The sequence below is a fragment of the Streptomyces sp. NPDC048295 genome, assembly GCF_040652135.1.
In the GTDB taxonomy this organism is placed as follows: domain Bacteria; phylum Actinomycetota; class Actinomycetes; order Streptomycetales; family Streptomycetaceae; genus Streptomyces.
Map to the genome: position 1 here is coordinate 207,182 of NZ_JBEZLL010000006.1, position 21,027 is coordinate 228,208.

15 protein-coding genes and 1 tRNA gene are annotated in these 21,027 nt (G+C 67.6%); 10 read left to right on the forward strand and 6 right to left on the reverse strand.

Going from position 1 to position 21,027, the window contains the following annotated elements:
- Positions 1 to 133 precede the first annotated feature (133 nt).
- From AB0D53_RS11430 to AB0D53_RS11460, 7 genes are all read left to right on the forward strand, one after another.
- Positions 134 to 2,452 (forward strand): FdhF/YdeP family oxidoreductase, encoded by a 2,319-nt coding sequence (locus AB0D53_RS11430; RefSeq protein ID WP_362443528.1) that lies wholly within the window; start codon positions 134 to 136, stop codon positions 2,450 to 2,452.
- A 59-nt stretch (positions 2,453 to 2,511) separates the two neighbouring features.
- On the forward strand, positions 2,512 to 2,982 hold the full coding sequence (locus AB0D53_RS11435) for a hotdog fold thioesterase (RefSeq protein WP_362443531.1): 471 nt from the start codon (positions 2,512 to 2,514) through the stop codon (positions 2,980 to 2,982).
- A 673-nt stretch (positions 2,983 to 3,655) separates the two neighbouring features.
- Complete coding sequence (locus AB0D53_RS11440; RefSeq protein WP_329817153.1) at positions 3,656 to 4,873, forward strand: branched-chain amino acid ABC transporter substrate-binding protein; 1,218 nt, start codon at positions 3,656 to 3,658, stop codon at positions 4,871 to 4,873.
- Positions 4,874 to 4,973: 100 nt separating this feature from the next.
- The gene (locus AB0D53_RS11445; RefSeq protein ID WP_329816998.1) at positions 4,974 to 5,903 is read left to right on the forward strand and encodes a branched-chain amino acid ABC transporter permease; all 930 of its coding nucleotides are present in this window, start codon (positions 4,974 to 4,976) and stop codon (positions 5,901 to 5,903) included.
- Positions 5,904 to 5,908: 5 nt separating this feature from the next.
- Positions 5,909 to 7,699, forward strand: coding sequence for a branched-chain amino acid ABC transporter permease (locus tag AB0D53_RS11450; RefSeq protein WP_362443535.1), 1,791 nt, complete (start codon positions 5,909 to 5,911; stop codon positions 7,697 to 7,699).
- Positions 7,696 to 8,607 (forward strand): ABC transporter ATP-binding protein, encoded by a 912-nt coding sequence (locus tag AB0D53_RS11455; protein WP_362443538.1) that lies wholly within the window; start codon positions 7,696 to 7,698, stop codon positions 8,605 to 8,607. The genes AB0D53_RS11450 and AB0D53_RS11455 overlap by 4 nt, the downstream gene beginning before the upstream one ends.
- The gene (locus tag AB0D53_RS11460; protein WP_329817003.1) at positions 8,604 to 9,320 is read left to right on the forward strand and encodes an ABC transporter ATP-binding protein; all 717 of its coding nucleotides are present in this window, start codon (positions 8,604 to 8,606) and stop codon (positions 9,318 to 9,320) included. The genes AB0D53_RS11455 and AB0D53_RS11460 overlap by 4 nt, the downstream gene beginning before the upstream one ends.
- 64 nt (positions 9,321 to 9,384) lie before the next feature.
- On the opposite strand, the gene AB0D53_RS11465 is transcribed toward AB0D53_RS11460, so the two are convergent.
- Positions 9,385 to 10,035: a response regulator gene (locus AB0D53_RS11465; RefSeq protein WP_362443542.1), complete on the reverse strand. Its 651-nt coding sequence runs from the start codon at positions 10,033 to 10,035 to the stop codon at positions 9,385 to 9,387.
- 96 nt (positions 10,036 to 10,131) lie between these two features.
- Here AB0D53_RS11465 and AB0D53_RS11470 point away from each other — a divergent pair.
- Both AB0D53_RS11470 and AB0D53_RS11475 read left to right on the forward strand, forming a co-directional pair.
- Positions 10,132 to 10,214 (forward strand) — tRNA-Leu (locus AB0D53_RS11470).
- Between the two features lie 85 nt (positions 10,215 to 10,299).
- Complete coding sequence (locus AB0D53_RS11475) at positions 10,300 to 11,085, forward strand: helix-turn-helix domain-containing protein (protein ID WP_362443545.1); 786 nt, start codon at positions 10,300 to 10,302, stop codon at positions 11,083 to 11,085.
- Positions 11,086 to 11,093: 8 nt separating this feature from the next.
- Here the strand turns inward: AB0D53_RS11475 and pyk are convergent, their stop codons facing one another.
- The gene (pyk, locus tag AB0D53_RS11480; protein ID WP_362443548.1) at positions 11,094 to 12,527 is read right to left on the reverse strand and encodes a pyruvate kinase; all 1,434 of its coding nucleotides are present in this window, start codon (positions 12,525 to 12,527) and stop codon (positions 11,094 to 11,096) included.
- 120 nt (positions 12,528 to 12,647) lie between these two features.
- Positions 12,648 to 13,352, reverse strand: coding sequence for an SIMPL domain-containing protein (locus AB0D53_RS11485; protein ID WP_362443551.1), 705 nt, complete (start codon positions 13,350 to 13,352; stop codon positions 12,648 to 12,650).
- A gap of 205 nt (positions 13,353 to 13,557) precedes the next feature.
- On the opposite strand from AB0D53_RS11485, the gene AB0D53_RS11490 reads away from it, so the two are divergent.
- Positions 13,558 to 15,369, forward strand: a complete 1,812-nt coding sequence (locus AB0D53_RS11490; protein ID WP_362443554.1) for a 5'-nucleotidase C-terminal domain-containing protein — start codon at positions 13,558 to 13,560, stop codon at positions 15,367 to 15,369.
- 69 nt (positions 15,370 to 15,438) lie between these two features.
- Here AB0D53_RS11490 and AB0D53_RS11495 read toward each other — a convergent pair whose 3' ends face one another.
- From AB0D53_RS11495 to pepN, 3 genes are all read right to left on the reverse strand, one after another.
- Positions 15,439 to 16,857, reverse strand: a complete 1,419-nt coding sequence (locus tag AB0D53_RS11495; RefSeq protein ID WP_362443556.1) for a SidA/IucD/PvdA family monooxygenase — start codon at positions 16,855 to 16,857, stop codon at positions 15,439 to 15,441.
- Positions 16,854 to 18,299, reverse strand: coding sequence for an aminotransferase class V-fold PLP-dependent enzyme (locus tag AB0D53_RS11500; protein WP_362443558.1), 1,446 nt, complete (start codon positions 18,297 to 18,299; stop codon positions 16,854 to 16,856). Before AB0D53_RS11500 ends, AB0D53_RS11495 begins: the two co-directional genes overlap by 4 nt.
- A gap of 217 nt (positions 18,300 to 18,516) precedes the next feature.
- On the reverse strand, positions 18,517 to 21,015 hold the full coding sequence (pepN, locus tag AB0D53_RS11505; RefSeq protein ID WP_362443561.1) for an aminopeptidase N: 2,499 nt from the start codon (positions 21,013 to 21,015) through the stop codon (positions 18,517 to 18,519).
- Positions 21,016 to 21,027 lie beyond the last annotated feature (12 nt).

A 21,027-nucleotide genomic window follows, 5' to 3' on the forward strand; every position in this document is an offset into this window, starting at 1 on the left:
GGCCCCGCTGGCCGCCCTCCCCGTCCGTGCCGCCCCCCGACACCGCGTGACAGGATCGCACGAGGAACACGGACAGCCTCGACGCACACCGCGCACCGCAAGGCTTCGCAGTCGGCTCGAAGGGGAGCACGCAATGGCCACCAAGCCGCCCACAGGAGATCCGGTCCAGGACGCACCGCGGGTCGAGCCGGCGCACCACGCCGCCGCCGGCCTCCCCGCCGTCGCCCACAGCCTGCGCATCGCCCAGCAGCAGATGGGCGTACGCCGCACCGCAGAGACCCTCCTCAAGGTCAACCAGAAGAACGGCTTCGACTGCCCCGGCTGCGCCTGGCCCGAGGGCGACAAACGGCACACGGCCGAGTTCTGCGAGAACGGCGCCAAGGCCGTCGCGGAGGAAGCGACGCTGCGCCGGGTCACCCCCGACTTCTTCGCCGCACACCCCGTCGCCGACCTCGCCACCCGCAGCGGGTACTGGCTGGGCCAGCAGGGCCGGATCACCCAGCCGATGTACCTCCCCGAGGGCGCCGACCGGTACGAGGCGGTGACCTGGGAACGCGCCTTCGCCGTCATCGCCGAGGAACTCAACGCCCTCGCCTCCCCCGACGAGGCCCTCTTCTACACCTCGGGCCGCACCAGCAACGAGGCCGCGTTCCTCCTCCAGCTGTTCGCCCGCGAATTCGGCACCAACAACCTCCCCGACTGCTCCAACATGTGCCACGAGTCCTCCGGCTCGGCACTGACGGAGACCATCGGCATCGGCAAGGGCAGCGTCTCCCTGGAAGACCTCCACCAGGCGGACCTGATCATCGTCGCCGGACAGAACCCCGGCACGAACCATCCCCGGATGCTCTCCGCCCTGGAGAAGGCCAAATCGGCCGGCGCGAAGATCATTTCGGTGAATCCGCTCCCCGAAGCCGGCCTGGAACGCTTCAAGAACCCCCAGACCCCCCTCGGCATGCTCAAGGGCGCCGCACTCAACGACCTCTTCCTCCAGATCCGGATCGGCGGCGACCAGGCCCTCTTCCGGCTCCTGAACAAAATGATCCTGGAGACGAAGGGCGCCGTCGACGAAACCTTCGTAGAGGAACACACCCACGGCTACGAGGAATTCGCCCGGGCCGCCCGCGAGGCCGACTGGGAGCAGACCCTCACCGCCACCGGCCTCGACCGCGCCGCCATCGAGCAGGCCCTCGCCATGGTCCTCGCCTCGAAACGCACCGTCGTCTGCTGGGCCATGGGCCTCACCCAGCACAAGCACTCCGTACCCACCATCCGCGAAGTCGTGAACTTCCTGCTGCTGCGCGGCAACATCGGCCGCCCCGGCGCCGGAGTCTGCCCCGTCCGGGGCCACTCCAACGTGCAGGGCGACCGCACCATGGGCATCTTCGAACGCCCCGCCCCCGCCTTCCTCGACGCCCTCGACCAGGAATTCGGCATCACCTCACCACGCCACCACGGCTACGACGTCGTCCGCTCCATCCAGGCCCTGCGCGACGGCGACGCCAAGGTCTTCTTCGCCATGGGCGGCAACTTCGTCGCGGCCACCCCCGACACCGACGTCACCGAGGCCGCCATGCGCCGCGCCCGCCTCACCGTCCACGTCTCCACCAAGGTCAACCGCTCCCACGCCGTGACCGGCACCCGCGCTCTGATCCTGCCGACACTGGGACGCACCGACAAGGACATCCAGGCGAGCGGCAAGCAGTTCGTCACCGTCGAGGACTCCATGAGCATGGTCCACGCCTCACGCGGCAACCTCACCCCCGCCGGCCCCCACCTGCTCTCCGAACCCGCCATCGTCGCCCGCCTCGCCCGCGCCGTCCTCGGCCCCGCGTCGACCACCCCCTGGGAAGAGTTCGAGAACGACTACGCGACGATCCGCGACCGCATCTCCCGCGTCGTCCCCGGCTTCGAGGACTTCAACGCCCGCGTCGCACGACCCGGCGGCTTCACCCTCCCCCACGCCCCCCGCGACGAACGCCGCTTCCCCACCACGACCGGCAAGGCCAACTTCACCGCCGCACCCGTCGAGTACCCCGAACTCCCCGAAGGCAGACTGCTGTTGCAGACCCTGCGCTCCCACGACCAGTACAACACCACCATCTACGGCCTCGACGACCGCTACCGCGGCATCAAGGGCGGCCGCCGCATCGTCCTGGTCAACCCCGACGACGCCCGCACCCTCCACCTCCCCGACGGCGCGCACACCGACCTCGTCGGCGAATGGAAGGACGGCGTGGAACGCCGCGCCCCCGGCTTCCGCATCGTCCACTACCCCACCGCCCGGGGCTGCGCCGCCGCCTACTACCCGGAGACCAATGTGCTGGTCCCCCTCGGTTCCACCGCCGACACCAGCAACACCCCGGCCAGCAAGTCCGTCGTCATCCGCTTCGAGAACACCACCGCGGGACCGACCCCGCAGGACGGCCTAAGCGTCCGCTCAGTCGTCTGATAAGAACGACGCACACGGCATCGAAGCCGTGAACCACCGCAGACGATCGGAGCCGGCCCATGGGCGAGCACACCGCACCCAAGTTCCCCCAGGAGATCATCGACGAGTACGCCGCACTCGGCGTCGACCTGCCCGCCCTCTTCTCCGCCGGCCACCTCGGCGAACGCATGGGCGTCACCATCGTCGAAGCCTCCGCGGACCGCGTCGTCGGCACCATGCCCGTCGAGGGCAACACCCAGCCCTACGGACTCCTCCACGGCGGCGCCTCCGCCGTCCTCGCCGAGACCCTCGGCTCCATCGGCTCCATGCTCCACGGCGGCGCCACCAAGCTCGCCGTCGGCGTCGACCTGAACTGCACCCACCACCGCGGCGTACGCAGCGGACTCGTCACCGGCACCGCCACCCCCGTACACCGCGGCCGCTCCACCGCCACGTACGAGATCACCATCACCGACGAACAGGACAAGCGGGTCTGCACCGCACGCCTCACCTGCATGCTCCGCGACGCCCCCCGGCCCGACCCCGCCTGACGGACCCGGACACGCACACCGAACACACCGCGACACCACTGCCCGGCCGGAACACAATCCGGCCGGGCAGTGCCATACCCGCCCGCAACCACGCACCCACGAAAGGGAATTGGCAAAGGAAAACACCAACTCCCTTGACCCCGAACACCGTTGTGTGGCCCACTCGGCACCCCACACACACCGGCCCCGCACTCCACGCACACAACACCGCGTCGACCACATCACCGCCGATGTGACACTGCGTAACCGGCACCCGATCCGCGGACGCCCCCACGCAGCCCCCGAACCCGGCCCCCACAGCCGCCGGGCACCTCGCCATGCCCTCGCACACCACACCCCTCCCCACCAGGCGCGACAGCACCATGATCGGCTCAAGCCCCTTAGCAGAGCTGGGCGTTCTCAGCATGCGGTCACTTCACCGTCCGGTAAAAAGCCGTACATGTCCGCACAGCCACCTCAAGCCTTGCTCAACGGCATAACAAGACAGTCACATCCTGCGGCGGACCCACCCGCGACGCCCGCACCTGCGCCTAGAGTCACGGCCAGTCACCGCGCCGCCGGGCGCGTCTGCAAGCACGGCCCTGTACCAACCCAGTACGGCCCGGCGAACGTCACGGCACCTCAAGCAGAGGAGGCCGCGCCAGGGAAAGGACCTTTCGTGCGACACCGTTCTTTGCTCATACTCACCACCGTGCTCACCACCGGAGCACTGACGCTCACCGCCTGCGGGTCGCGCGACGACAGCAAGAAGGGCGGAGACAGCGGCGGCACCCAGACCGTCGTCATCGGCGTCGACGCGCCCATCACCGGCGACCTGTCCGCCCTCGGCCTCGGCATCAAGAACTCCGCCGACCTCGCCGCCAAGACGGCCAACAAGGAAAACACCGTCCCCGGCATCAAATTCGAGGTCAAGCCCCTCGACGACCAGGCACAGCCCTCCGTCGGCCAGCAGAACGCCCAGAAGTTCATCGACGACGACACCGTCGTCGGCGTCGTCGGCCCCCTGAACTCCGGCGTCTCCCAGTCGATGCAGAAGCCGCTCAACGACGCCAACCTCACCCAGGTCTCCCCCGCCAACACCGGCACCGAACTCACCCAGGGCGAGAACTGGAAGACCGGCGACAAGAAGCGCCCCTTCAAGACCTACTTCCGCACCGCCACCACGGACCAGATCCAGGGCGCCTTCGCAGCGAAGTACCTCTTCAACAACGCGAAGATCAAGCAGGTCTACCTCATCGACGACCAGAAGCCCTACGGCGCCGGCCTCGCCGCATCCTTCAAGAACACCTTCACCACCCTCGGCGGCAAGATCGTCGGCTCCGACCACGTCAACCCCGACGACCGCGACTTCAACGCCGTCGTCACCAAGGTCAAGAAGTCCGGCGCCAAGGCCGTCTACTACGGCGGCGAATACCCCGCCGGCGCACCCCTGAGCCAGCAGCTCAAGGACAGCGTCCAGATCCCCCTCATGGGCGGCGACGGCATGTACAGCGCCGACTTCATCAAGCTCAACAAGAAGGCCCAGGGCGACATCGCCACCTCCGTCGGCAAGCCCGTCGAGGAACTCGACTCCGCCAAGAAGTTCATCGCCGACTACAAGACCGCCGGATACAAGGACGCCTACGAGGCCTACGGCGGCGGCACCTACGACGCCACCTGGTCCATCATCGAGGCCGTCAAGATCGCCGTCGCCGACAACGGCGGCAAGCTCCCCACCGGCGACGACGCCCGCACCAAGGTCCTCGCGGCCATGGCCAAGGTCAAGTTCGACGGCGTCACCGGCCCCGTCTCCTTCGACGAATACGGCGACACCACCAACACCATGATGACCGCCTACCAGGTCGACGGCGGCAAGTGGACCTCCAAGCTCAGCGAGGCCTACAAGCCGTAACAAGCTCCCGGGCCCACGCCTGACCCACCCAGACCGCGCGGGAGCGCCACCAGCGCCCCCGCGCGGTGCCATATCCGAACCACTCCACGGAGGCCCTGCGGTGAACGAACTGCCGCAACAGCTGGCCAATGGACTCATCCTCGGCGCGATGTACGGACTCATCGCGATCGGCTACACGATGGTCTACGGAATCATCCAGCTCATCAACTTCGCCCACGGCGAGATCTTCATGATCGGAGGCTTCGGAGCTCTCACCGTGTACCTCTGGATGCCGGCCGGTGTCTCCCTCCTCGCAATCATCCCCCTCATGATCATCGGCGGCGTCATATGCTCCGTCGCCGTCAGCACAGCCGCCGAACGCTTCGCCTACCGGCCCCTGCGCAACGCACCCCGACTGGCCCCGCTGATCACCGCGATCGGACTCTCCCTCGCACTCCAGCAGGCCATCTGGAAGTGGTACCCCGACGCCAAGAAGGACCGCTCCTTCCCCCAGTTCAAGGGCGAAGCGATCGACATCTTCGGCGCCCACATCCAACGCGGTGACCTCTTCGTCCTCATCACGGCACCCATCTGCATGATCGCCCTCGGGCTCTTCGTCTCCAAGACCCGCTCCGGCCGCGGCATGCAGGCCACCAGCCAGGACCCCGACACCGCCAAGCTCATGGGCATCAACACCGACCGCATCATCGTCATGGCCTTCGCCATCGGTGCCGCGTTCGCCGCCGTCGCCGCCGTCGCCTACGGGCTCAAGAACGGCCAGATCGGCTTCAAAATGGGCTTCATCATGGGCCTCAAGGCCTTCACCGCAGCCGTACTCGGCGGCATCGGCAACATCTACGGCGCCATGCTCGGCGGCGTCGTACTCGGCATCGCCGAATCCCTCGCCACCGGCTACATGAGCAACGTCCCCGGCATGGACCTCTTCGGCGGCGGCGCCTGGAAGGACGTATGGGCCTTCGTCCTCCTCATCATCGTCCTGCTCCTGCGCCCCCAGGGCCTGCTCGGCGAACGCGTCGCGGATCGGGCGTGATACGGATGACCACCAACCACACCACCGCACCCGGCCCCGCCTTCCTGCCGATCCCCGCCGCAGCGGCCCGCATCGGCACCACCGCAGGCGCCACCGTCGCCCTCGCCGGCACCTTCCTCGCCTGGACCTGGACCGACGAATTCCCCGGCGACCTCACCGTCACCGGCTACCCCGGCGGCCTCCAGGTCCTCACCCTCATCAGCGCCGCACTCACCCTGCTCCTCACCCTGTCCGGGTACGGCATCCGAGGCCTGCACTGGCTCACCCCCGGCGGCACCAACAGCCCCGTCCGCCTCCTCGCCCTCGGCACCCTCGGCACCACCGGCTACACCATCGGCGCCATCGCCTACGACCTCGGCGGCATCGTCAACCTGGAACCCGGCGCCTGGGTCAGCGGCATCGGCGCACTCATCGCCGCAGCCGCCGCACTCGGACTCCCCGGCGACCAGCCACTCACCGACACCGAGGCCACCGCCTGGCAGCGCTTCCGCAACAGCCTCGGCGCCCCCCAGGCCCCCCGCCCCAAGCCCCTCCCCTCCTGGGCCGAAATCCTCATCATCGTCGCCGCGTTCGGCATCGGCCTCTACGTCTTCGCCTACGGCATCGACACCGACTACACCGAACTCTTCATCGGCTTCCTCATCACCGTCGGCTTCGCCTTCACCGCACTCCACCGGGCCGGACTCGTCTCCCGCCTCACCGCACTGACCGCGAAGCACCGCAACATCACCCTCGCCGCAGCCCTCGTCGCAGCCGTCTGCTTCCCCTTCACCCAGCAGAAAGAGGAATACGCGCTCATCGGCGCCAACATCCTCATCTTCGGCACCGTCGCACTCGGCCTCAACGTCGTCGTAGGCCTCGCCGGCCTCCTCGACCTCGGATACGTCGCCTTCCTCGGCGTCGGCGCCTACGCCGCCGCCCTGGTCTCCGGCTCCACCATGTCCGCCATCGGCGTCGAGTTCCCCTTCTGGGCCGCAGTCCTCACCGGCGCCGGAGCATCACTCGTCTTCGGCGTACTCATCGGCGCACCAACCCTGCGACTGCGCGGCGACTACCTCGCCATCGTCACCCTCGGCTTCGGTGAAATCTTCCGCCTCACCGTCAACAACCTCAACGGCAACAGCGGACCCGACCTCACCAACGGCTCCCAAGGCATCCCCAGCATCCCCGACCTCGACTTCTTCGGCTTCGACTTCGGCCTCAAGCACAACATCCTCGGCTTCGACCTCGGCAGGTCCGCCAACTACTACCTGCTGATGCTCGTCTTCACCGCCGTCGTCGTGCTCGTCTTCCGCCGCTCCGGAGAATCCCGCATCGGCCGCGCCTGGGTCGCCATCCGCGAAGACGAAACCGCAGCCACCGCCATGGGCATCAACGCCTTCCGGCTCAAACTGCTCGCCTTCGCCCTCGGCGCCACCCTCGCCGGACTCGCCGGAACCGTCCAGGCACACGTCAACTACACCGTGACACCCGAGCAGTACCAGTTCGCCGGCTCCGTACCCCCCAACTCCGCCTTCCTCCTCGCCGCCGTCATCCTCGGCGGCATGGGAACCCTCAGCGGACCCCTCGTCGGCGCCGCACTGCTCTACCTCATCCCGGCCAAACTCCAGTTCATGCAGGACTACCAGCTCTTCCTCTTCGGCATCGCACTCATCCTCCTGATGCGCCTGCGCCCCGAAGGACTGGTCGCCGACCGCCGGAAGCAGCTCGAATTCCACGAGAACGACCAGCCCGACGTACCGGAACCACGACAGTCCGAAGAGACCGGCGCCGGCGTCGCCAAGGCGGGGGCGTGACCACCATGACCACCACGAAGACCGCCACCACCGTCCTCGACGCCAGCGGCGTCACCATGCGCTTCGGCGGCCTCACCGCCGTACGCAACGTCGACCTCACCGTCGACGCAGGCGAGATCGTCGGCCTCATCGGCCCCAACGGCGCCGGCAAGACCACCTTCTTCAACTGCCTCACCGGCCTCTACATCCCCACCGAAGGCACGGTCAGCTACAAGGACACCGTCCTGCCGCCCAAGCCCCACCTCGTCACCCAGGCAGGCATCGCCCGCACCTTCCAGAACATCCGGCTCTTCGCCAACATGACCGTCCTGGAAAACGTCCTCGTCGGACGCCACACCAGGACCAAGGAAGGCCTCTGGTCCGCCCTCCTGCGCCTCCCCGGCTTCACCAGAGCCGAACAGGCCAGCCGCGAACGCGCCATGGAACTCCTGGAGTTCATCGGCCTCGCCGACAAGGCCGACCACCTCGCGCGCAACCTCCCCTACGGAGACCAGCGCAAGCTGGAAATCGCCCGCGCCCTCGCCAGCGACCCCGGACTCCTCCTCCTCGACGAGCCCACCGCCGGCATGAACCCGCAAGAGACCCGCGTCACCGAAGAACTCATCTTCGCCATCCGCGACCAAGGCATCGCCGTCCTCGTCATCGAGCACGACATGCGGTTCATCTTCAACCTCTGCGACCGCGTCGCCTGCCTCGTCCAGGGCGAAAAGCTCGTCGAAGGCACCCCCGACGTCGTCCAGAGCGACGAACGCGTCGTCGCCGCCTACCTCGGCACCCCCTTCGAAGGCGCCCCCGGCGCCGAAGAAGCCGCCGAGGTCGCAGCCGCCGAAGCCGACGCCGCAAAAGACACCGCAAAAGACGCCACGAAAACAGCCACCACCAGCACCGAGGAGGAGGACACCCGATGACCGCACTTCTGGAGGTCGAGGACCTCCGCGTCGCCTACGGCAAGATCGAAGCCGTCAAGGGCATCTCCTTCACCGTCGAGGCCGGCCAGGTCGTCACCCTCATCGGCACCAACGGCGCCGGCAAGACCACCACCCTGCGCACCCTCTCCGGCCTGCTCAAACCGGCCGGCGGCCGCATCGTCTTCGACGGCAGACCACTCACCGACGTACCCGCACACAAGGTCGTCTCCCTGGGCCTCGCCCACTCCCCCGAGGGACGCCACATCTTCCCCCGGCTCACCATCACCGAGAACCTCCAGCTCGGCGCCTACCTCCGCAACGACAAGGCAGGCATCGAGAAGGACATCCAGCGCGCCTACGACCTCTTCCCCATCCTCGGGGAACGCCGCAAGCAGGCCGCCGGAACCCTCTCGGGCGGCGAACAGCAGATGCTCGCCATGGGCAGGGCCCTCATGTGCCAGCCCAAACTCCTGATGCTCGACGAACCCTCCATGGGCCTCTCCCCGATCATGATGCAGAAGATCATGGAGACCATCGTCGAGCTCAAGGCGCAGGGCACCACCATCCTGCTCGTCGAGCAGAACGCCCAGGCCGCACTCTCCCTCGCGGACCAGGGCCACGTCATGGAGGTCGGCAAGATCGTCCTCTCCGGCACCGGCGCGGACCTCCTCCACGACGAGTCCGTCCGCAAGGCGTATCTCGGCGAGGACTGACACACGAGGAAGGCCCGCGCCCCGGACATCCGGGACGCGGGCCTTCCTCGTACTCGCATACGGCCTACTCGGCCGCCTTCTTCTTCTCCTCGGCATCCTCGATCAACGCCTCGGCGAGCTGCTGCATCGACAGCCGGCGGTCCATCGACGTCTTCTGGATCCACCGGAACGCGGCCGGCTCGGAGAGCCCATAATCCGTCTGCAGAATGCTCTTCGCCCGGTCCACCAGCTTCCGCGTCTCCAGCCGCTGCGCGAGATCCGCGACCTCGGACTCCAGCGCCTTCAGCTCCGCGAACCGCGACACCGCCATCTCGATGGCCGGCACCACGTCGCTCTTGCTGAACGGCTTCACCAGATACGCCATCGCCCCGGCGTCCCTGGCCCGCTCCACGAGATCGCGCTGCGAGAACGCGGTCAGCATCAGTACCGGCGCGATGGACTCCTCGGCGATCTTCTCCGCCGCGGAGATCCCGTCCAGGACCGGCATCTTCACATCGAGGATGACCAGATCCGGCCGGTGCTCCCGAGCCAGCTCGACGGCCCGCTGCCCGTCCCCTGCCTCTCCGACGACCGCGTAGCCCTCTTCCTCCAGCATCTCTTTGAGGTCGAGACGGATGAGCGCCTCGTCCTCGGCGATGACGACGCGGGTCGTCAGCGGCGGAACGTGCGACTTGTCGTCGTCGGCGGCGGGCTGGGGCGACTCGGGGGCGGTCACGGGGGACTCCTCGTTCCAAGGGCAGGTACAGCTTCCATGAGCCTACCTAGCAGCGGAGCGGACATGTCACCCGGTACACTTTCCGGCAGCAACCTTGCCGGGTTGGTGGAATGGCATACACGGATGTCTCAAACACATCTGCCCGAAAGGGCTTGCGGGTTCGAATCCCGCACTCGGCACACACAAGGAAAGTGGATGCTCACGTTCTCGTGAACATCCACTTTCTGCTGCTCGCAGTGGTGAATGGTCACCCATAGTGTTCGCATGAACTTCCATGGACCTGAGTTACGGCAGAAGGCACTCACCCTTCTGCGTGGCGGGGCGAGGAACGCGGATGTGGCGCGGAAGCTGAACGTGCCCGCAGGCACGATCAGCTACTGGAAGCACATGGACCGCGCCAAGCGCGGCGAATGCCCCGGGGCGCATCGTTCGCTCTGCCCCCGATGCGACGGTGAACTGGATCAGTCGGCGTACGCCTACCTGCTCGGCCTCTACCTCGGCGATGGATACATAGTCCAGAACAGGAGCATGCGGACTCCGAGCCTGTCCGTCACCTGCGCCGACTCATGGCCTGGCCTCATGGATTTGTGCGAAGAGGCCATGCGCGACGTCTTTCCCGAGAACTCCGTGTGCAGAGTCCGCCGGGCCGGCTGCCGCGAAGTAAAGATGAGCTCGAAACACCTCTGGTGCCTCTTCCCCCAGCACGGCCCCGGCAAAAAGCACGAACGCCCCATCGTTCTGGCCTCCTGGCAGCAGGAGATCGTCGACGCCCATCCCTGGGACTTCGTCCGTGGACTCATCCACTCCGACGGCTGCCGGAACATGAACTGGACCACCAGGGTGGTCGGGGGCGTGAAGAAGCGCTACGAGTATCCGCGGTACTGGTTCACCAATGTCTCGGACGACATCCGGCAGCTCTACACCGACACCCTCGACAAGCTCGGCATCGAGTGGAAACACTGCACCCGCGCCGGAAAGCACTACAACATCTCCGTCGCCCGACGGGCGTCCGTCGCGCTGATGGACGCCCACGTCGGGCCGAAGTACTGACGACCGCCCTACTTCGGGCTGTCGTCCTCACCGATGTGGTGCACCCGCACCAGGTTCGTCGAGCCCGGGACGCCCGGCGGGGAGCCGGCCGTGATGACGACGACGTCGCCCTTCCGGCAGCGGCCGATCCTCAGCAGCTCCTCGTCGACCTGGGCGACCATCGCGTCCGTCGAGTCCACGTGCGGGCCGAGGAAGGTCTCGACGCCCCAGGTCAGGTTCAGCTGGGAGCGGGTGGCCGGGTCCGGGGTGAAGGCGAGGAGCGGGATGGGCGAGCGGTAGCGGGAGAGACGCCGGACCGTGTCGCCGCTCTGGGTGAAGGCGACCAGGAACTTCGCGCCGAGGAAGTCGCCCATCTCGGCCGCCGCGCGGGCCACCGCGCCGCCCTGGGTGCGGGGCTTGTTGCGGTCGGTCAGGGGCGGGAGGCCCTTGGTGAGAATGTCCTCCTCGGCGGCCTCGACGATGCGGGACATCGTGCGGACCGTCTCGATCGGGTGCTTGCCGACGCTGGTCTCGCCGGAGAGCATCACCGCGTCCGTGCCGTCGATGACCGCGTTGGCGACGTCGGAGGCCTCGGCGCGGGTGGGGCGGGAGTTGTCGATCATCGAGTCGAGCATCTGGGTGGCGACGATGACCGGCTTGGCGTTGCGCCTGGCGAGTTTGATCGCGCGCTTCTGGACGATCGGCACCTGTTCCAGGGGCATTTCGACGCCGAGGTCGCCGCGGGCGACCATGATGCCGTCGAAGGCGGCGACGATGCCGTCGATGTTCTCGACGGCCTGGGGCTTCTCCACCTTGGCGATGACGGGGAGGCGGCGGCCTTCCTCGTCCATGATGCGGTGGACGTCCTCGATGTCGCGTCCGCTTCGTACGAAGGAGAGGGCGATGATGTCGGCGCCGGTGCGCAGGGCCCAGCGGAGGTCTTCGATGTCCTTTTCCGAGAGTGCGGGGACGGAGACGGCGACGCCGGGGAGGTTGAGGCCCTTGTGGTCGGAGACCATGCCGCCTTCGATGACGGTGGTGTGGACGCGGGGGCCGTCGACTTCGGTGACTTCGAGGGTGACGCGGCCGTCGTCGACGAGGATGCGTTCGCCGGTGGTGACGTCGGCGGCGAGGCCGTCGTAGGTGGTGCCGCAGGTGTGGCGGTCGCCTTCGACGGGTTCGACGGTGATGGTGAAGCTGTCGCCGCGTTCAAGGAGTACGGGGCCTTCGAGGAAGCGTCCGAGGCGGATCTTCGGGCCTTGAAGGTCGGCGAGGATGCCGACGCTGCGTCCGTTCTCGTCGGAGGCCTTGCGTACGCGGTGGTACCGCTCTTCGTGTTCGGCGTAGGTGCCGTGGCTGAGGTTGAGGCGGGCGATGTCCATTCCCGCTTCGACCAATGCCTTGATCTGGTCGTATGTGTCGACGGCGGGGCCCAGGGTACAAACGATTTTTGCTCGGCGCATGGTTCGAGCCTAGACCTTACCTACGGGTAGTTGATTGGCGTGCGGTGACTGCTCAACGACCTTTGGGTGAAGGGATATTGACAAGTGTTGAATTGTGCGGCGGGGTGCTCGGATGAGCATTTATTTCTGGAGTTTTGGCGGTGACATGAGGAAGCGGGCGTTGACCTGGGCATGGACGGTCTGGCGTTGTGGTTCGAGGTCGAGGGTGGGTGGGGGTTCGGGTGCGGTTGCTCCGTAGGCGGCGCGGCCTCGTGTGGCGCCGGGTGTGGGGAGGGTGGTGGGGGTGGTGTTCTCCGCGCCGAGGTCGGTGAGTTCGAGGAGGGCGGTGAGGTGGGAGCCGAGGGCGTCGGCGTATTCGCGGGCGCGTTGGACGGCTTCGTGGACGGCTTGGCGGCGGGCGGTGGCGTGGGCGGGTGAGTCGGGGCGCAGGCCCCACCAGGGGCCGTTGATCCGGGTCATGTCGAGGTCGGCGATGGTGGTGGTGAATTCGCCCAGTGCGGTGAAGTCGTTGAGGACGGCGGTGATGTGGACGCGGCCGTGGTAGGCGTGGATTTGTTCGTTGCGGCCTTTCTTGGTGAGTTCGGGTGTGATGGAGAATGTGCCGGTTTCGAGTTTTTCTATGGATTGTCCGTAGGTGCGCGCGAGTTCGAGTACGTGGTTGTTGCGGCGGGTGAGGTCTTCGAGGGCGTGGCGGCGGTCCTTGCCGCGGGTGGTGACGGTGATGGTGATGCGGGCGGTTTCGGGGTCGACTTCGTGGTGGGCTTCGCCGCGGACGGCGATGCGGGGGTGTTCGGGGGTGCCGTAGGGCGGTGGGGTGGTGGTCATGGGTTCACTGTCGCATCCGGGTCGGACAGCGGACCGGGCAACGGACCGGACAGCGGGTGGTCATCAGATCGAAACCCGCAGGGGGTGTTGCCGGGTGTGGCTGGTGGGTCATTATCTACGCGCGTTGTGCGTGGTGGTCGTGTTTGTCGGGGTGCCGCGTCGTGCGAGTGCAGAGCTGCGTGAGAACTGAGATGTGGGAGACGAAATGCCGCTGAACCGTAGGACGTTCCTGGGTACATCGGCGGTCGCCGGTGCGGGTGTGGCGATCGCGGGGGGTTCCGCGGTGCCTGCCGTGGCCCAGGGTCATGGCCATGGTCATGGGCACGGGCGTCCGCCGAAGCGGTACTCGTTCACCGTGATGGGGACGACGGACCTGCATGGGAATGTCTTCAACTGGGACTACTTCACCGACAAGGAGTTCGACGACAAGGCGCACAACGATGTCGGTCTGGCGAAGATCTCGACTCTGGTGGAGCAGGTGCGCCGGGAGAAGGGTCGTCGTAACACGTTGATGATCGATGCGGGTGACACGATCCAGGGCACGCAGCTGTCGTACTACTACGCGAAGATCGATCCGATCACGGCGAAGCGTGGTCCGGTGCATCCGATGGCGCAGGCGATGAACGTGATCGGGTACGACGCGGCGGCGCTGGGCAATCATGAGTTCAACTATGGTATTCCGGTGTTGCGGAAGTTCGAGGAGCAGTGTGATTTCCCGCTGCTGGGTGCGAACGCGCTGGATGCGAAGACGTTGCGGCCGGCGTTCGCTCCGTATGTGATCAAGAAGATGCGTACTCCGCATGGTCCGGATGTGAAGGTGGCGATTCTGGGTCTGACGAATCCGGGTATCGCGATCTGGGACAAGGCGAATGTCGGCGGGAAGATGGTGTTTCCGGGGCTGGAGGAGCAGGCGGCGAAGTTCGTGCCGCGGCTTCGTTCGATGGGTGCGGATGTGGTGATCGTTTCGGCGCATTCGGGGAACAGTGGTACGTCGTCGTACGGTGATCAGATCCCGTACGTGGAGAATGCGGCGGGTCTGGTGGCCGAGCAGGTGCCGGGTATCGATGCGATTCTGGTGGGGCATGCGCATCTGGAGATTCCCGAGTATTTCGTGGAGAACAAGCAGACCGGCAAGAAGGTGGTTCTTTCGGAGCCGTTGAAGTGGGGGCAGCGGTTGACGCTGTTCGACTTCGATCTGGTGTGGGAGAAGGGCCGCTGGGTGGTGGAGAAGGCGGGTTCGCAGGTGTTGAACTCCAACACCGTGGAGGAGGATCCGCGGATCACGGGGCTGCTGGCGGACGAGCACAAGAAGGTGGTGGCGTACGTCAATCAGGTGATCGGTACGTCGACGGCGGCGATGACGACGGCGGAGGCGGCCTGGAAGGACGAGCCGATCATCGATCTGATCAATGTCGTCCAGGCGGAGACGGTGAAGGCGGCGTTGGCGGGTGGCGCGTACGCGGCGCTTCCGGTGCTCTCGCAGGCGTCGTGTTTCTCGCGTACGGCGCAGATTCCGGCGGGTGATGTGACGATCAAGGATGCGGCGGGTCTGTATCCGTTCGAGAACACGCTTGAGGCGCGTCTGCTGACGGGTGCGCAGCTGAGGGATTATCTGGAGTTCTCGGCGCGGTATTACGTGCAGACTGCGGTGGGTGCTCCGGTGGACACGGCAAAGTTGACGAATGCGGACAATACTCCGGATTACAACTATGACGCGGTGTCGGGTCTGACGTACGAGATCGATATTGCGAAGCCGAATGGTTCGCGGATCGTGAATCTGTCGTTCGGGGGGAAGCCGATCGATCCGGCGGCGGAGTTCGTGCTGGCGGTGAACAACTACCGGGCGAGTGGTGGTGGGAACTTCCCGCATGTGGCAGGTGCCAAGCAGTTGTGGGCGAATTCGGAGGAGATTCGTAACACGATCATTGCCTGGGTGCAGGCGAAGGGTTCGGTGGATGGTGCGGAGTTCGCTTCGGTGGACTGGCGTCTGACGCGTGAGGGTACGCCGGTGTTCTAGCCGGTTGTTCTTGGTGGGCGGCCGTCTTCTCCTTGGGGAGGGGGCGGCCGCCTTCTGTGTGTGGTGGGGTCAGGTGTTCTGGGTGAGGGGGATGAGGTCGGGGTTCTGGGTGGGGAGGCCGGGGTGTTGGGGGGTGAGGCCGAAGGTGGTGAAGGCGGTGCGTTCGGGGAGGGGGTAGGGGTTGGTGCCGGTGAGGTCGTTGAGGATGGTGGCGCTGCGCCAGGCGGCGAGCCCGAGGTCGGGGGCGCCGACGCCGTGGGTGTGGCGTTCGGCGTTCTGTACGTAGACGTTGCCGGTGACGGTGGGGTCGAGTACGAGGCGGAACCGGTCGTCGATGCGGGGGCGTCGGGAGGCGTCGCGGCGCATGTAGGGGTCGAGGCCGGTGAGGATGCGGTCGAGGGAGCGTTCGCGGTACCCGGTGGCGAGGACGACGGCGTCGGTGGTGAGTCGGCTGCGGGTGTTCTGCTGGGTGTGTTCGAGGTGGAGTTCGATGCGGGTGTTGGCTACGCGTCCTGCGGTGCGTACGGAGACGCCGGGGGTGAGGGTGGTGTCGGGCCAGCCGCCGTGGAGGGTGCGGCGGTAGAGCTCGTCGTGGATGGCGGCGATGGTGTCGGCGTCGATGCCTTTGTGGAGTTGCCATTGGTGGGGGACGAGTTCGTCGCGTACGGATTCGGGGAGGGCGTGGAAGTAGCGGCTGTAGTCGGGGGTGAAGTGTTCGAGGCCGAGTTTTGAGTACTCCATGGGTGCGAAGGCCTGGGTGCGGGCGAGCCAGTGGAGGTTTTCGTGGCCGGTGGGGCGGGCGCGCAGGAGGTCGAGGAAGATTTCGGCGCCGGATTGTCCGGAGCCGATGACGGTGATGTGGGGGGCTTCGAGGAGTTCTTGTCGGTGGTGGAGGTAGTCGGCGGAGTGGATGACGGGGATGTTGTCGGCTTCGGTGAGGGGTTTGAGGGGTTCGGGGATGTGGGGCTCGGTGCCGATGCCGAGGGCGATGTTGCGGGTGTGGGCGCGGCCGAGTGCTTGGGCTTCGCCGTCGTTGTCGAGTTGGGTGAAGTCGATTTCGAAGAGTTCGCGTTGGTTGTTCCAGCGGACGGCGTCGACCTGGTGGCTGAAGTGGAGGCCGGGGAGTTGGTCGGTGACCCAGCGGCAGTAGGCGTCGTATTCGGCGCGTTGGATGTGGAAGCGTTCGGCGAAGTAGAAGGGGAAGAGGCGGTCGCGGCTGCGTAGGTAGTTGAGGAAGGTCCAGGGGCTGGCGGGGTCGGCGAGGGTGACGAGGTCGGCGAGGAAGGGGACTTGGAGGCTGGCTCCGTCGATGAGGAGGCCGGGGTGCCAGTGGAAGGCGGGGCGTTGTTCGTAGAACGTGGCGGTGAGGGGGTGGGGGTTGGCGGGGATGCCGTGGGCGAGGGCGGCGAGGGAGAGGTTGAAGGGGCCGATGCCGATGCCGATGAGGTCGTGTGGCTGGTCGGTGTGGGGGGTGGGCAGGTCGGTCATCGGGGGGTGTTGCCTTCCGCGAGGTCGTTGGCGAGTTGGTTGACGAGGTCGAGGAGTGTGTGGAGGTGGTCGGGGGTGGTGTGGGGGTTGAGGAGGGTGGCTTTGAGCCAGAGGCGGTTGTCGGTGTGGGCGCGGCCGAGTACGGCTTGGCCGCGGGTGAGGAGGGTGCGGCGGATGGTGGCGACGGTGGTGTCGTCGGCGTTGGTGGGGCGGAAGAGGACGGTGCTGATGGTGGGGCGGTCGTAGAGGTCGAGGGTGGGGGTTTTGGCGATGAGGTCGGCGAGGTGGTGGGCGGTGGTGAGGGTGCGGTCGATGAGGTCGGCGATTCCGGTGCGGCCGAGTGCCTGGAGGGTGACGGCGATCTTGAGGGCGTCGGGGCGTCGGGTGGTGCGCAGGGAGCGGCCGAGGAGGTCGGGGAGGCCGGCTTCGGTGTCGTCGTCGGGGTTGAGGTAGGGGGCTTGGTGGTGGAGTGGGTCGAGGTGGTGGCGGTGGGGGACGGCGAGGATGCTTGCGGGGGCGGGTTGCCAGCCGAGTTTGTGGAGGTCGAGGGTGACGCTGTGGGCGCGGTCGAGGCCGTGGACCTTGCCTCGGTGGGTGGGGCTGAAGAGGAGGGGTCCGCCGTAGGCGGCGTCGATGTGGAGTTCGGCGCCGTGGGTGGCGCAGAGGTCGGCGATGTCGGCGAGTGGGTCGATCTGGCCGGTGTCGGTGGTGCCGGCGGTGGCGGTGACGAGGAGGGGGCGGTGGTGGTGGGTGAGGGCTTCGTCGAGTGCGGTGAGGTCCATGACGCCGGTGGGGGCGGGGATGACGACGGGTTGGGGGAGGCCGAGGAGCCAGGCGGCGCGGGTGATGCTGTGGTGGGCGTTGGCGGCGCAGATGGTCTGTACGGGGCCGTTGCGTTCGCGGGCGAGGAGGAGGGCGAGTTGGTTGGCTTCGGTGCCGCCGGTGGTGATGAGTGCGTCGGGGGTGGGTTGGTGGGGGTAGATCTCGGCGGCGAGTGCGGCGGTGGTGTCGGCTTCGAGGGCGGAGGCGGCGGGGGCCTGGTCCCAGGAGTCCATGGAGGGGTTGAGGGCGGAGGCGGCGAGGTCGGCGGCGGTGGCGAGGGCGAGGGGTGGGGTGTGGAGGTGGGCGGTGCAGAGGGGGTCGGCGGGGTCTGCGGCGCCTTCGGTGAGGGCGGTGATGAGGGTGCGCAGGGCGTGGTGGGGGCCGGTGCCGTGGTCGGGGATGAGGGGGTGGGTGGCGGTGCGCATGCGTGGGGTGACGGCGTCGGGGCCGCCGGCGGGGAGGGGGCCGTCGCGTCGGTGGGCTCCGTCGGTCAGTGCGGTGAGGACGGTGTCGATGAGGGGGCGCAGGGCGGTGGGGCCGGTGGTGGTTCCGGCGAGGGGTGGGGGTGGGGTGGGCATGGTGGTGGGGCCCTTCGGGTCGCGTGGGGCATGGGTGGACATGCCAGCTTGTCCGGGTTTCCGGGGGCGCGGCCGGGGAGCCGGGTGAGGTGAACTCGAAAGGGGGACGGGTGGTGGGGTGTGGGGGTGTGGGGGTGGGTTCTGGTGGTATGGGTGCGGCGGTGGAGATGGGTGTGCCCGGCGTCTCCCTGTGTGGTGGGGGTGGCGCCGGGCACGGGTGGTGCGGGGTTGTGGGGCAGTGGGTCAGTGGGTCAGTGGGTCAGTGGGTGTTGCGTACGTCGATGGCGCGGCGCAGGTCGTCGATCTGGTCGGTGAGTTTGCGGTGCAGGGCGGGGATGAGGGTCTTGTCCTGGAGGGCTTGTTCGCCGAGGTGGAGGTTGCCGGTGTTCACGGCGTAGGCGGGGAAGGCGTAGCGGCCGGCGGCGTCGGCGATGGCGGGTCCGCGGCGGGCGGCGAGGCGGGTGGCCTCGGGGTAGTAGCGGGGGACGTATTCGCTTACGAGGTCGGTCTGTTCGGGTTGCCAGAAGCCTTGGGCGGTGGCGGTGAAGAGGTAGTTGGAGAGGCTGTCGTCGTTGAAGAGGGCGTTCCAGGCGGTGGCCTTGGCCTCGGGGGTGGGGAGGGCTGCGCGGCAGCGGGCGGCGCCTTCCTGGCCGGTGGCGCTGGGGTCCTGTTCGAGTTCGGTGGCGATGGTGGTTTCGTCGGTGGCGCCGAGGACGGCGAGGCGGGTGAGGATGCGCCAGCGCAGTTCGGGGTCGAGTTCGGGTCCGCCGGGGACGGTGCCGTTGGTGAGCCAGTCCTGGATGGTGTCGGGCTGGGTGGCGGCGTCGATGAGGTGGCGTACGGCGATGAGGCGGAGGCCGGGGTTGTGGCCGTCCTCGGTGCGGCGGATGAGGTCGCGGCAGAGGGCGGTGAGGGTGGCGAGGGCGGTGGGGCGGTGTTCGGGGGTGAGGTAGCGGCGGGTGATGTGGGTGTCGGCGAAGGCGAGTACGCCTTGGGCGAGGGCGAGGTCGGTTTCGAGCGGGAGGTGGGTGCGGGCCGCTTCGAGGTAGGTGGTGGGGGCGAGTTCGCCGTCGCGGACCATGTCGCGGGCGGCGTTCCAGATGACGGCGCGGGTCAGGGCGTCGGGGATGCCGGAGAGGCCGGTGGCGACGGTTTCCCAGGACTGGGGGTCGAGGCGGATCTTGGCGTAGCCGAGGTCGCCGTCGTTGAGGACGAGGAGTGCGGGGCGACGGCCGGGGCGGGCTTGGGGTGTGCCGTTCTGGGGGACGTCGATTTCGTAGCGTTCGCGCAGGACGAGCCGGTCGGTGTGGGTGTCGGGGGCCTGGTCGTAGGCGCCGACGGCGATGCGGTGGGGGCGGCTGCCGTTGTGGTCGACGGCGAGGGTCCAGGTGCTGTCGGTTTCCTCGACGTGGGCGGTGAGGGTGTCGACTCCGGTGGTGCGCAGCCAGGCTTCGGCCCAGGCGTGGACGTCGCGGTCGGTGGCCGATGCGAGGTTGTCGATGAAGTCGGCGAGGGTGGCGTTGGCGAATTTATGGCGGGCGAAGTGGGTGTTGATGCCGGCCAGGAAGTCCTTTTCGCCGAGCCAGGCGACGAGTTGGCGCAGGGCGGATGCGCCCTTGGCGTAGGAGATGCCGTCGAAGTTGAGCATGGCGGACGCGGTGTCGGGGACGGCGTCCGGGTCGGGTGCGACGGGGTGGGTGGAGGGGCGTTGGTCGGCGTCGTAGCCCCAGCCCTTGCGGGCGACGCCGAAGTCGACCCAGGTGTCGGTGAAGCGGGTGGCTTCGGCGAGGGTCTGGTAGCCCATGTACTCGGCGAAGGACTCGTTGAGCCAGATGTCGTCCCACCAGGCGAGGGTGACGAGGTCGCCGAACCACATGTGGGCCATTTCGTGGGCGATGACCATGCCGCGGGTCTGGCGTTCGGTGTCGGTGACGGCGGAGCGGTAGATGAACTCGTCGCGGAAGGTGACGAGGCCGGGGTTCTCCATGGCGCCGGCGTTGAACTCGGGTACGAAGGCCTGGTCGTAGGAGTCGAAGGGGTAGGGCTCGTCGAACTTCTCGTGGAAGCGGTCGAAGCAGGCCCGGGTGATGTCGAGGATCTCGTCGGCGTCCGTGTCGAGGTGGGGGGCGAGCGAGCGGCGGCAGTGGATGCCGAAGGGCAGTCCGGCGTGTTCGGTGGTCACGGAGTGCCAGGGGCCGGCGGCGACGGCGACGAGGTAGGTGGAGATGAGGGGGGTGGGGGCGAGGGTCCAGTGGCCGTCGCCGTGGTGTTCGGCGATGCCGTTGCCGAGGACGGTCCAGCCTTCGGGGGCGGTGACGGTGAGTGCGAAGACGGACTTGAGGTCGGGCTGGTCGAAGGCGGCGAAGACGCGCTGGACGTCTTCCATGAAGAGCTGGGTGTAGAGGTATGTCTCGCCGTCGGTCGGGTCGGTGAAGCGGTGCATGCCTTCGCCGGTGCGGGAGTAGCGCATGGCGGCGTCGATGCGCAGTTCGTGGGTGCCGGGGGTGAGTGCGGTGAGCGGGAAGCGGTTCTCGGTGAGGTCGGCGGGGTCGAGGGGGTGTCCGTCGAGGCTGATCGAGCGCAGGGTGGCGGGCTTGAGTTCGACGAAGGTGTCTCCGGCCGCGGTTGCGGTGAACTGGATGACGGTGCGGGAGTCGAAGGTCTCCTCCCCCGCGGTCAGATCGAGGTCGATCGTGTACCGGTGTACGTCGAGGAACTGGGCTCGGGTCTGCGCTTCGTTGCGCGTCAGTACGGACATGTGTCCATGCTG

Excerpts from the sequence above, each read along its gene's own strand:
- AB0D53_RS11430 (WP_362443528.1), top strand. The coding sequence starts at position 134 with ATGGCCACCAAGCCGCCCACAGGAGATCCGGTCCAGGACGCACCGCGG.
- AB0D53_RS11435 (WP_362443531.1), top strand. The coding sequence starts at position 2,512 with ATGGGCGAGCACACCGCACCCAAGTTCCCCCAGGAGATCATCGACGAG.
- AB0D53_RS11450 (WP_362443535.1), top strand. The coding sequence starts at position 5,909 with ATGACCACCAACCACACCACCGCACCCGGCCCCGCCTTCCTGCCGATC.
- AB0D53_RS11460 (WP_329817003.1), top strand. The coding sequence starts at position 8,604 with ATGACCGCACTTCTGGAGGTCGAGGACCTCCGCGTCGCCTACGGCAAG.
- AB0D53_RS11475 (WP_362443545.1), top strand. The coding sequence starts at position 10,300 with ATGAACTTCCATGGACCTGAGTTACGGCAGAAGGCACTCACCCTTCTG.
- pyk (WP_362443548.1), bottom strand. The coding sequence starts at position 12,527 with ATGCGCCGAGCAAAAATCGTTTGTACCCTGGGCCCCGCCGTCGACACA.
- AB0D53_RS11485 (WP_362443551.1), bottom strand. The coding sequence starts at position 13,352 with ATGACCACCACCCCACCGCCCTACGGCACCCCCGAACACCCCCGCATC.
- AB0D53_RS11490 (WP_362443554.1), top strand. The coding sequence starts at position 13,558 with ATGCCGCTGAACCGTAGGACGTTCCTGGGTACATCGGCGGTCGCCGGT.
- AB0D53_RS11495 (WP_362443556.1), bottom strand. The coding sequence starts at position 16,857 with ATGACCGACCTGCCCACCCCCCACACCGACCAGCCACACGACCTCATC.
- AB0D53_RS11500 (WP_362443558.1), bottom strand. The coding sequence starts at position 18,299 with ATGTCCACCCATGCCCCACGCGACCCGAAGGGCCCCACCACCATGCCC.
- pepN (WP_362443561.1), bottom strand. The coding sequence starts at position 21,015 with ATGTCCGTACTGACGCGCAACGAAGCGCAGACCCGAGCCCAGTTCCTC.